Annotated in this window: 9 protein-coding genes and 1 pseudogene; 6 read left to right on the top strand and 4 right to left on the bottom strand. The window is 59.8% G+C overall.

Annotated features, from left to right (window positions below; translation table 11 throughout):
* From QZ329_RS02235 to QZ329_RS02225, 3 genes and pseudogenes are all read right to left on the bottom strand, one after another.
* Positions 1-204, bottom strand: a pseudogene (locus QZ329_RS02235) (sulfite exporter TauE/SafE family protein); the annotation flags it as partial.
* Complete coding sequence (locus tag QZ329_RS02230) at positions 194-640, bottom strand: hypothetical protein (RefSeq protein WP_295747895.1); 447 nt, start codon at positions 638-640, stop codon at positions 194-196. The gene QZ329_RS02230 and the pseudogene QZ329_RS02235, both read right to left, overlap by 11 nt.
* Positions 641-653: 13 nt before the next feature.
* Positions 654-1,505, bottom strand: a complete 852-nt coding sequence (locus QZ329_RS02225; RefSeq protein ID WP_295747893.1) for a DUF3100 domain-containing protein — start codon at positions 1,503-1,505, stop codon at positions 654-656.
* Positions 1,506-1,865: 360 nt separating this feature from the next.
* Here QZ329_RS02225 and QZ329_RS02220 point away from each other — a divergent pair, with 360 nt between their 5' ends.
* The 4 genes from QZ329_RS02220 to QZ329_RS02205 all read left to right on the top strand — a co-directional run bounded on the left by QZ329_RS02220 (position 1,866) and on the right by QZ329_RS02205 (position 4,907).
* Complete coding sequence (locus tag QZ329_RS02220) at positions 1,866-2,078, top strand: FeoA family protein (RefSeq protein WP_295747891.1); 213 nt, start codon at positions 1,866-1,868, stop codon at positions 2,076-2,078.
* Positions 2,079-2,102: 24 nt separating this feature from the next.
* Positions 2,103-2,324, top strand: coding sequence for a FeoA family protein (locus QZ329_RS02215; RefSeq protein ID WP_295747889.1), 222 nt, complete (start codon positions 2,103-2,105; stop codon positions 2,322-2,324).
* 198 nt (positions 2,325-2,522) lie between these two features.
* Complete coding sequence (gene feoB / locus QZ329_RS02210; RefSeq protein ID WP_295747887.1) at positions 2,523-4,733, top strand: ferrous iron transport protein B; 2,211 nt, start codon at positions 2,523-2,525, stop codon at positions 4,731-4,733.
* 24 nt (positions 4,734-4,757) lie between these two features.
* Positions 4,758-4,907 carry a FeoB-associated Cys-rich membrane protein gene (locus QZ329_RS02205; RefSeq protein WP_295747885.1) on the top strand — a complete coding sequence of 50 codons (150 nt, stop codon included), beginning with the start codon at positions 4,758-4,760 and terminating at the stop codon, positions 4,905-4,907.
* A gap of 176 nt (positions 4,908-5,083) precedes the next feature.
* Here QZ329_RS02205 and QZ329_RS02200 read toward each other — a convergent pair whose 3' ends face one another.
* Positions 5,084-5,851 carry an IclR family transcriptional regulator gene (locus QZ329_RS02200; protein ID WP_295747884.1) on the bottom strand — a complete coding sequence of 256 codons (768 nt, stop codon included), beginning with the start codon at positions 5,849-5,851 and terminating at the stop codon, positions 5,084-5,086.
* Between the two features lie 338 nt (positions 5,852-6,189).
* On the opposite strand from QZ329_RS02200, the gene QZ329_RS02195 reads away from it, so the two are divergent.
* Together QZ329_RS02195 and nifJ are read left to right on the top strand one after the other, a co-directional pair.
* The gene (locus QZ329_RS02195) at positions 6,190-7,353 is read left to right on the top strand and encodes a pyridoxal phosphate-dependent aminotransferase (protein ID WP_295747882.1); all 1,164 of its coding nucleotides are present in this window, start codon (positions 6,190-6,192) and stop codon (positions 7,351-7,353) included.
* A 34-nt stretch (positions 7,354-7,387) separates the two neighbouring features.
* Positions 7,388-10,903: a pyruvate:ferredoxin (flavodoxin) oxidoreductase gene (gene nifJ / locus QZ329_RS02190; protein ID WP_295747880.1), complete on the top strand. Its 3,516-nt coding sequence runs from the start codon at positions 7,388-7,390 to the stop codon at positions 10,901-10,903.
* Positions 10,904-10,921 lie beyond the last annotated feature (18 nt).

Genomic DNA, 10,921 nt, shown 5'->3' with positions numbered 1-10,921 from the left:
CTCCCCCCGGCGGCGGTAGTTCCAGGAGCCGATGGCCCCGGAGACGGCGAAGCAGAGAAAGCTGGCAAGCAGGCTCTCCGTGACGGTGAGGCCGCAGGCATTGACAAAGAGGATGGGCAGCAGGAAGCCCGCCACGCCGCACCAGCCGATAAAAAGTCCCACGGCGCAGCTGCCCAGGGCGGCCAAAATCAGCTCAGATGGCATGGGTCAACTGGAGGACCACCTGGGCTATTGCAAGGGAGCCGAAGAAGGTGCCGGTCATAACCAGGATGGTGATGATGATGAGCTTCCAGCCCTGCTTGAAGAACATCTTCAGCTGGTTGCTGATGGACATGCCGGCGAAGGCGCCCACCATGGTCAGAGGCGCGGTGAAGTTGATCTTCTCGGCGGACTCAATGACAAACTGGGCGACCGGCGACAGGGGGCAGGCGCACAGCAGTCCCAGGATGGAGCAGTAGGCCACCGTGGGCAGCTTGAGGGGAATCAAATAGGACAGGCCCGCAGCGCACAGGGCGATGAGCAGCAGTACCAGCACGCCGGGCAGGGACTCGGTAAAGGCCACGTCGAAGCCGATGAAATTGGCGGTCATCATACCCAGGCCGGAAATGGCCAGAACGAAAATCCAATCCTTAATCGTCATTGCTCTGTCCTCCTCAGTTTTTCCCGGCCAGTTCCCGGCCGGATTTGGTCAGGCGGCCCAGTGTGGGCTCCAGCTTGCGGTACAGGAAGTTGCACAGGGGCACGCCCAGGAAAATTGCCATGTAGATGCCGTCGATGCCGGAGATGGTCTCGCTGGCGGAGGCCATGGCGGCGATCTGATCGGCGTAGGCGGGCATGACCTCGGACAGGGCCGCCACGGCGGAGCTCATCAGGATGCCCGCGCCCACGCCGGAGGCCATACCCAGGGCGTAGGGGTGGAAGAGACCGGTGGCCGCGGCCATGGAGGCCATGAAGCCGAAGTAGATGGTGCCCACCATGCCGCCGACGATGTACACGGAGAGGCTGCCCTGGGCCTCCAGAGAGTCCGCGCCGAACATGTCCTGCATCAGGGCCAGGTTCGTCTCCCGGTTGATGGAGTGGGCGGCTCCAATGGCCTCCCGCTTGAGACCCAGCATCAGGGCGATGGGCATGGCCAGGAAGATGGTGCAGAGGTTGCCGAACTCCTGGAGAAGCAGGGCGGGGCCGGCGGAGATGACGATGGAGATGTTGGCCCCGGCGTTGATGCCCAGCTTTGCCACAAAGGGGAGGATGGCCACGCCCACCAGGCCGGAGGCGGCTTTCACCTTATTGTCGTCCAGAATCTTGAAGACGTTGGGGCCGGTCAGGATGCCCAGGAACAGGGCGTAGAAGATGGGGAAGATGATGAAGGTGCCCTTCCAGACGGGAATCTTGATCTGTCCGATGGAGTCCGCAATGAGGATGAAGACGAAGGCCAGCAGATACAGAACCCATTCCGTCCTGATCCGCTCGCGCAGGGAGGTATACGCTCGCTCGACTTTTTTCATGGGGCCCACTCCTTTATGATTGATAGGCTTACTATACAAGATCGGGCGGGAGTGGAAAAGGACATATGGGCAGTTTTCCAAAAAACACGGGGGAAGAAGGCGAAGAAACCGGCGGCAGCTCTCCATTCGGAGGCCGCCGCCATGCGCGGTCGCGGACACCCGGCTGGGATTTGGCGGCCTGTGGTGGATGTGCACAAGAAAATCTCGCTGCGCGCCGGGTGTTGTGCACGAGTTAGTAGATTCTAACTAAAGAAGCAGATTTTTCTGAATGAGCCCTTGACAAGGAAGGTTAGTTGAGTTAAACTAGCGGTGATTTCGGGGTTAGATTTTACTAACTACGTGGCAGGAGGGGGCGAAGGAATGATGCCGCTGACAATGGCAAAGCCGGGAGAGACCGTCACGATCCGCAGGATTTCCGGGAAGGACGAGGTACGCCAGCATCTGGCGGAGCTGGGCTTTGTGGTGGACGGCGATGTGACGGTGGTCAGCGAGATTGCCGGAAACCTGATCGTGCAGGTGAAGGACAGCCGGATCGCGCTGGACAGGACCATGGCAAACCGCATCATGGTGTAAAATGGCATAAAGGAGGAGAGCAGGATGAAGACGCTGAAGGATGTGAAGGTGGGCGAGACCGTCACCGTGGCGCGGCTCCACGGGGAGGGTCCGGTGAAGCGCCGGATCATGGACATGGGCATTACCAAGGGCGTGGAGATTTTCGTGCGGAAAGTGGCCCCTTTGGGCGACCCGATGGAATTGAATGTCCGGGGCTATGAGCTGTCCGTCCGCAAGGGCGACGCGGAGATGATCGAGGTTTCTTAAAGAGGGGACTTCGTTCCCCCCCTTCGATTCCCCCCCCGCCAGTGACATCGGTCACAGGCGAGCGCGCCCAAGGCGCGTGCGTCTCGGTATTTTTGTGACGCGCATGCCGTCGCAAAAATAGCTGAAAGGCGGCACCGGGCCGCTGTTTTTTGAACTAAAAGTTAGTTTTCGCTAACATTTGAAAGGAGAGGAGTCCCTATGGACATCAAAATTGCCCTGGCGGGCAATCCGAACTGCGGCAAGACGACGCTGTTCAACGCCCTGACCGGCTCCAGCCAGTACGTGGGCAACTGGCCGGGCGTTACGGTAGAGAAAAAGGAGGGCAAGCTGAAAGGCCACAAGGACGTGGTCATCCAGGACCTGCCCGGTATCTATTCCCTGTCCCCCTACACCCTGGAGGAGGTGGTGGCCCGGAGCTATCTGGTGAAGGAGAAGCCGGACGCCATTCTCAACATCGTGGACGGCACAAACATTGAGCGGAACTTGTACCTTACCACCCAGCTCATCGAGCTGGGGCTGCCCGTGGTGGTGGCGGTGAACATGATCGACCTGGTGCGGAAGAACGGCGATGCCATCGACCTTGCCAAGCTGGGCGGCGCCCTGGGCTGCGAGGTGGTGGAGATGAGTGCCCTCAAGGGCGAGGGCGGCATGGACGCTGCGGAAAAGGCCATGGCTCTGGCCCGGCGCCGTCAGACCGGGGAGCTGCCTCACGTGTTCACCGGCAGCGTGGAGCACGCCCTGGCCCACATTGAGGAATCCATCCAGGGCAAGGTGGCGGACAGCTATCTCCGGTGGTACGCCATCAAGATTTTTGAGCGGGACGAGAAGGTTCTGGAGGAGCTGAATCTCGCCTCGGACCTGAAGGCCCATCTGGAAGAGCACATCGCCGACTGTGAGCGGGAGCTGGACGACGACGCGGAGAGCATCATCACCAACCAGCGGTACTCCTACATCAACGGCGTGGTCACCAAGGCGGTGCGGAAGAAGGCCGCCAAGGGCAGTCTCTCCGTCTCCGACAAGATCGACCAGATCGTCACCAACCGGATTCTGGCGCTGCCCATCTTCGCGGTCATTATGTTCTGCATCTACGCCGTCGCCATGGGGACCTCCGTCGCGGACGGCGGCGTGGGCATTGGCACCTTCGGCACCGACTGGGCCAACGACGTGCTCTTTGGCGAACTTGTCCCCAATTTCTTTGACGGCATCCTCACCTTCCTGGGCGTCAGCGGCTGGCTGTACGGCCTGATTCAGGACGGTATCGTCGCCGGTGTGGGCGCGGTGCTGGGCTTCGTGCCCCAGATGCTGGTGCTGTTTTTGCTGCTGGCCATTCTGGAGGATGTGGGCTATATGGCCCGTGTGGCCTTCATCATGGACCGGATTTTCCGCCGCTTCGGCCTCTCCGGCAAGAGCTTCATCCCCATGCTGGTGGCCACGGGCTGCGGCGTCCCCGGCATCATGGCCTCCCGGACCATTGAACAGGACCGGGACCGGAAGATGACCATCATGACCACCGGCTTCATCCCCTGCGGCGCGAAAATGCCCATCATCGGCCTGTTCGCGGGCGCGGTGTTCGGCGGGTCCGCCCTGGTGGCCGTGTCGGCGTTCTTCATCGGCATCGCCGCCGTGGTGATCTCCGGCATCATGCTGAAAAAGTTCAAGGCCTTCGCCGGGGAGCCCGCCCCCTTCGTCATGGAGCTGCCCGCCTACCACGCGCCCTCCGCTGGAAACGTCCTTCGGGCCACCTGGGAGCGGGGCTGGAGCTTCATCAAGCGGGCGGGGACCATCATCCTCCTCAGCTCCATCGTGTTGTGGTTCCTCCAGGGTTATGGCTTCGTGGACGGCGCCTTTGGCGCTGTGGAGGACAACAACGCCTCCCTCCTGGCCTCCATCGGCAGCGCCGTGGCCTGGATTTTTGCCCCCATCGGCTGGGCGGGCGACATGGCCTGGAAGGCCACCGTTGCCACGGTCACCGGCCTCATCGCCAAGGAGGAGGTCGTCAACACCTTCGGCGTGCTGTATCAGTACGCCGGGGAGGCGGACTTGATGGAGGACGCCAGCGGCATCTACGCCGCCATCGGCGCGGACTTCGGAGCGATGGCGGCTTACAGCTTCATGATCTTCAACCTTCTCTGCGCCCCCTGCTTCGCCGCCATGGGCGCCATCAAGCGGGAGATGAACAACGCGAAGTGGACGGCGGCGGCGATTGGCTACATGTGCGGTTTCGCCTATGCGGCGTCTCTGATTGTGTTCCAGCTCGGCGGCCTCGTCACCGGCGAGGCGGTCTTTGGAACCGGCACCGTCGCGGCGCTGGTCCTGCTGGCCGGAATCCTCTATCTGCTCTTCCGCAAGGGCTATCAGGGGGAGACCGAGCATCACTGTCTGACCTCCGTGGCGGCTGCCGCGAAGTAACCGGCTTGGAAAGGAGCGCGAATGATGTCCGCTGTATTGGGAAACCTGATTGCGATTGCCGCGCTGGCTGCGGTTGTGGCGCTGGCCGTCCGGTCCCTGTGGAGGTCCCGCAGGTCCGGCGGCTGTAACGGCGACTGCGCCTCCTGCGGCGGCTGTCATGGCCGCGCAGAATAATCTATCAAAACAATGGGGAGGCATGGCAGCGGCGCGCTGCGCATGCCTCCCTGCGTTTTAGCGAGGGGAGGGGCGCCGGCTGCGGTGCTGGACCGCAGGGTTCTTTCTTCCGGCCCTGCCATATCTCCTCAGCTTCGCGGCGGGAGCCATGATCTATGTAGTGGCCGGGGAAGGCTTCACCAGTACTGTCCGCCAAGGAGGGCCGAAATATTCGAGGCGGTCCGCTTGATCGCAAGGATCATGGAATCCAGCTCCTCTTTCATGCGGAACGTCGGGCCGGCAATGCTGACCGCGCCCAAGACTGCCTGGTCAAGGCCCAGGATGGGTGCGCCCACGCAGATCAGGCCCGGTTCGATCTCCCCGTCGTCGGTGGCATACCCATTGATTCTGGCGCAGACCAGCTCTTTGCGCAGCTGCTCCGGCGTGGAGATGGTCTTGTCTGTGAGCTTTGGAATATCCGAGAGATGGCGGCAGTAGTTGTCGATGAACGCTTCATCTTTATATGCCAGCATGACCTTTCCGCTGCTGGTGGCGTGCGCGGGCGCGCGGCTTCCAATCTTGGTGTTGCACACGACTGAGCGGAAGGTTTCCACCTTGTCGAGGTAGAAGATATCCCTGTCCAGCAGCACGCTTAGATTGATGGTTTCTTTCACGGAAGCCGACAACTTCTCCAGCTCTGCCCTGGCAATGCTGCGCAGATCGCAATGGCTCAGGATGGTGCTGGAAAGCAATAGGAGGCGCGGCCCGATCCGATAGCTTTTTCGAAGAGGGTCCTGAATCAAATAGCCCCGTTCCGTTAAAGTGGACAGCTGCCGGAAGACCGTTGTTGTAGGCATATCCAACTTTTCAACCAGGTTTTTCAGGGTCCATTCCGTTCCGTTGTCCATAAAGCACTCTAAAATTTCCAACGCCCGAAGGATGCTGGATACTTGCTCTTTCGCCATGTTTTATTAACTCCTTTTTTTGGCCTTAGCTATATTATCCAAAATAGCTTGACAAAACGCTGCTTTTAATATATCATACATACAAGAAAAATGGAAATAAATAATCGCATTTTGACAGTCCTTCTCTGCGACTTTTTTATTTTTCCGATTTAAGGAATTTAATTCCGTATAGCGGAAAAATAGAGCGGGCTTTATCCGCGCAGCACCGTTTTCCCGTCTGACGGGACTCAGGTGCATAAAAGACCCGTGAAAGGGGGATCACGATGCTGGCGGCCCTGTCCTGTTTTTGAAGATCGACGCTGAAAGCTGAAACCGCAAAATAGTAAGGAGAGAATACGATGGGATTCATATCTGAAAAGAGCCGGCGCGCTCCCAGTTCCCTCATCCGCAAAATGTTCGCCATGCAGGCCGGCATGGAGGACGTCGTCAGCTTCGCGCTGGGCGAGCCGGATTTCACAGCTCCCAGGCATGTCATAGAAGCTGCCGCAGCTTCCTTCCAGCGCGGGGAGACCCACTACACACCGAACGCCGGGCTGCCCGCCCTTAGAGAAGCGGTGGCGGAGTCCTATCAGGCCCGCGGCCTGGACTATCATCCGGATGAGGTTCTGATCGGCGCCGGCGCGGTCAGTGTGCTGTGTCTGGCCTGCGCTGCGATCCTGGACACTGGGGACGAGGTGCTCTTGGCGGACCCCGGCTGGGCGAATTACACGGGTCTTATTCTCCAGGCGGGCGGGGTCCCGGTCCCGGTGCGGGTCCGGGAAGAAAATGGCTTTATGTATGATATTGAGGACCTGAAAAACGCCATAACGCCCAGGACCAAGCTGCTGCTCTTGAATTTTCCGTCGAATCCGACAGGCGGCGTCGCCAGCCGCGAAAATCTACGGCAGATCGCGGAGCTGGTTCAGGAACGCGGCCTCTATGTGATAACCGACGAGATCTACCGTGAGCTGCTGTGGGACGGCGGCGAGTTCACCAGCGTCGCCGGTTTCCCCGGCATGAAGGAGCGCACGGTCATTGTGGACGGATTCTCGAAAACCTATGCCATGACGGGCTTCCGCCTGGGCTATGGAGCCGCGCCCGCCGAGGTCATCGTCACGATGACCAAGCTGTTGGAGAACGTGCTCTCCTCGGTGAACGAAGGTGTGCAGTGGGGCGGCGTGGCCGCGTTGACCGGCGACCAGAGCTGCGTGGAGGAGATGAAACGGCAGTACCGCCTCCGCCGGGAGATCGTGGTGGATGGGTTGAACCGTATAGAAAATATTACCTGTCCGGCTCCCAAAGGCGCGTTTTATGCCTTTGCCAATATTTCCAGGACTGGCTTGAGTTCCCAGGAGTTTGCCGTCCGCCTGCTTCAGGAGGAGCACGTTACCGTGGTTCCCGGCACTGGCTTCGGCGCCGGCGGAGAGGGCTTTATCCGCATCTCTTACGCCACGAGCGAGGAGAACATCCGCGAGGGGCTGAGAAGGCTGGAGCGGTTCACGCAGCGTTTGTCTATACATTAAACGTATGGGGTCTTCGTACAGAAAGGATTTGAGGATGAGCAAAAAATATGTAGTTATGGATGGTAATACCGCCGCGGCATACGCTTCCTACGCCTTTACTGAAGTGGCGGCGATCTTCCCCATTACTCCCTCCTCCACCATGGCTGAAAAAGTAGACGAGTGGGCTGCAAAAGGGAAAAAGAACATATTCGGCAAGCCTGTGGAAGTCATCGAGATGCAGTCCGAGGCTGGAGCGGCGGGTACTTGTCACGGTTCTCTCCAGGCCGGGGCGCTGACCACCACCTACACCGCCTCCCAGGGGCTGCTGCTGATGATCCCTCCGATGTATAAGATTGGAGGCGAATTCCTTCCCGGTGTATTCCATGTGTCCTGCCGCACGGTCAGCGCCCATGCCCTCTCGATTTTTGGAGATCATTCCGACATCATGACCTGCCGCATGACAGGCTTTGGCATGCTGATGTCCTCCTCTCCTCAGGAGGCCATGGACCTTGGAGCGGTGGCGCACCTCTCCGCCATCGGAGGCCGGTACGCGTTTATGCACTGTTTCGATGGCTTTCGGACCTCCCACGAGATGCAGCGCATCGAGGCCTTGGACTACGACGATCTGGAGAAGCTGGTCGATCGGAAGCAGCTCCACGCGTTCCGGAAGAACGGCCTGAACCCGGAGCATCCGTCCACGCGGGGCACAACGGTGAACCCGGACGTGTTCTTCCAGTGCAAAGAGGGCGCCAACGAGAAGATCGCGGCCATCCCCGGCGTCGTCCAGGGCTATATGGATGAAATTAACCGGCTCACAGGGCGGGATTACCAGCTTTTCAACTATTATGGAGCGCCAGACGCCGAAGAGGTCATTGTGGTTATGTGCTCCGCTGCCGAGACGGTGCGGGACACGGTGGACTATCTGAACGCCCACGGCAGGAAGACCGGCATGATCCAAGTCCATCTGTACCGGCCCTTTTCGGTCCGCCATTTTACCGCCGCCGTCCCGCAGACGTGCAAAAAGATCGCCGTGCTGGACCGGACGAAGGAATCCGGCTCCGTGGGCGAGCCGCTGTATCTGGACGTGCAGAGCGCCCTGCGCCAGGCCGGACGCGGCGATATCATCGTGGTTGGCGGCCGTTATGGACTGGCCTCCAAGGATACGACGCCGGGGCAGATCGCGGCGGTCTACGACCATCTGCGGCAGAACGATCCCTGGAGCGGTTTTACCATCGGCATCGAGGACGACGTGACGTTCACATCCCTGCCTTATCAGGAGCTTCGCTTGGAGTATCCCGGACAGACTGCCTGCAAAATCTGGGGTCTGGGCGGCGACGGCACCGTTGGCGCCAACAAAAACGCGATTACGACCATCGGCCTTACTGCCGGAAAATACGCACAGGCCTATTTTTCCTATGACTCCATGAAGTCCGGGGGCCTGACGCAGTCTCACCTGCGGTTCGGGGACGAGCCGATCCATGCAACGTATCTGGTGTCCGCCGCTGATTTCGTGGGCTGCCACGCCCCCACTTATGTGGAGAAATATGACACCACGGAGGAACTGAAGGACGGCGGCATCTACCTCTTGAACTGCCCCTGGTCCCCTGAGACGCTGGACGCGCATCTCCCCGCCAAGATGAAGCGGGATCTCTGGAAGAAACATGCGGCGTTTTACATCATAGACGCCACAAAGATTGCCCAGGAGCTGGGACTGGGCGGCCGCATCAACACGATCCTTCAGGCCGCCTTCTTCCAGCTCACGAAGGTCATCCCCATTGATTTGGCCGTTGAGGAGATGAAACGGGGCAATTACAACAGCTATTTTAAGAAGGGCGGCAGGGAGATCGTTGCGCTGAACGACCGGGCTGTAGACGCCGGATTGACGGGCATGATCCGGGTGGAGATTCCCGATTCCTGGGCCAGTGCCGAAGACGCCCCGGCCCCGGAACAGGCGGGCACTCCGTTTGTGAAGGAGATCGTCGTTCCTATGGACCGCCAGCAGGGCGATAAGCTGCCGGTTTCCCTGTTCAAAAAGCATGATTGCATTGACGGTACCTGGGAAAATGGCACCACCGCTTACAGCAAACGGGGTGTTGCCGTCTCCGTGCCCCGGTGGGACCCGGACGCCTGCATCCAGTGCAACCGCTGCGCGATGGTCTGCTCTCACGCCGCAATCCGGCCGGTCCTGCTGACGGAAGAGGAGCAAAAGCAGGCTCCGGATACATACGTCTCCGTTCCAGCCAAGGGTCCCGGCCTCGGAAAGTATACGTTCCGGATGCAGGTCTCTCCCTATGACTGTCTCGGCTGCGGCGTCTGCCTGACGGCCTGCCCGGCGGAGGGCGCTTTGGAGATGGTCCCCTTTGAGACGCAGAAGGAACAGCAGGCCAACTTTGACCGCTTCGCCATGGACGAGACGCTGCTGAAAAAGGACGCCATCCATGATAAGAGCGTGAAAAACATCCAGTTTGCCAAACCCTATTTCCAGTTCTCCGCCGCCTGCGCCGGCTGTACGGAAACCGCTTATATCAAACTGGTCACCCAGATGTTTGGAGACCGCATGTATGTGGCCAATGCCTCCGGATGCTCCTCCGCCTATGGCGGCGCCATGCCTATGACGCCTTATGCCCGCGACAGCCGGGGTTTTGGTCCCTGTTGGGAGCAGTCCCTGTTCGAGGATAATGCGGAATTTGCCTATGGTTTCCTGCGGGCTCACGAGGCGGTCCACGGAGAACTTCTGCTGCGGCTCGGTACGCTGCGGGACCGGGGGACCGCTCGGAAAGAGGTCTCCCATTACCTGGAATTCTGGGCGGACCCCGCGAAGACCCGCCAGGCCGCTGACCGTCTGATCGCCGCGCTGGAAGAGGCGGAACCGTCGGAGGAAGCGGAGTTCGTTCTCCAAAATCGGGAATTTCTGACGAAGAAATCCGTGTGGGCTTTCGGAGGCGACGGATGGGCCTATGATATCGGATTTGGCGGCATAGACCATGTGCTGGCCCAGAACCGGGACATCAATATGCTGGTGATGGACACGGAGGTGTACTCCAACACGGGAGGCCAGTCCTCCAAGGCCACGCCCGCCGCCGCCGTCGCAAAATTTGCCGCTGGCGGAAAGGAGGTCAAAAAGAAGGACCTTGGAGCCATCGCTATGAGCTACGGCTATATCTATGTGGCGCAGGTCGCCATGGGATACGACCAGGCGCAGACTTTGAAGGCCATCCGTGAGGCGGAGGCCTATCCCGGCCCTGCGATTGTCATTGCTTACTGTCCCTGTCTGGAGCATGGCATCAAAGCGGGGATGCAGGGTACGCAGGCGGAAATGAAGCGGGCCGTGGAATGCGGGTATTGGCATTTGTACCGGTACGACCCGCGCCGGACCGCAGAGGGAAAGAATCCGTTCCAGTTGGACTCTCCTGAGCCGGATAGCAGTCGGATGATGGATTATTTGGAGGGCGAGAGCCGCTACGCTTCCCTGAAGATCAATTTCCCGGAGCGCGCAGAGCGCCTGTATGAAAAAACCATACAGGATGCCAAGGACCGTTATGAGAAATACCGGAAAATGGCGGAGGGCTGACCGGCCCGGCAGCGGAAA

This window comes from uncultured Oscillibacter sp., assembly GCF_910579365.1.
In the GTDB taxonomy this organism is placed as follows: Bacteria; Bacillota; Clostridia; order Oscillospirales; family Oscillospiraceae; genus Oscillibacter.
This window is presented reverse-complemented; position numbering and strand designations above follow the sequence as displayed.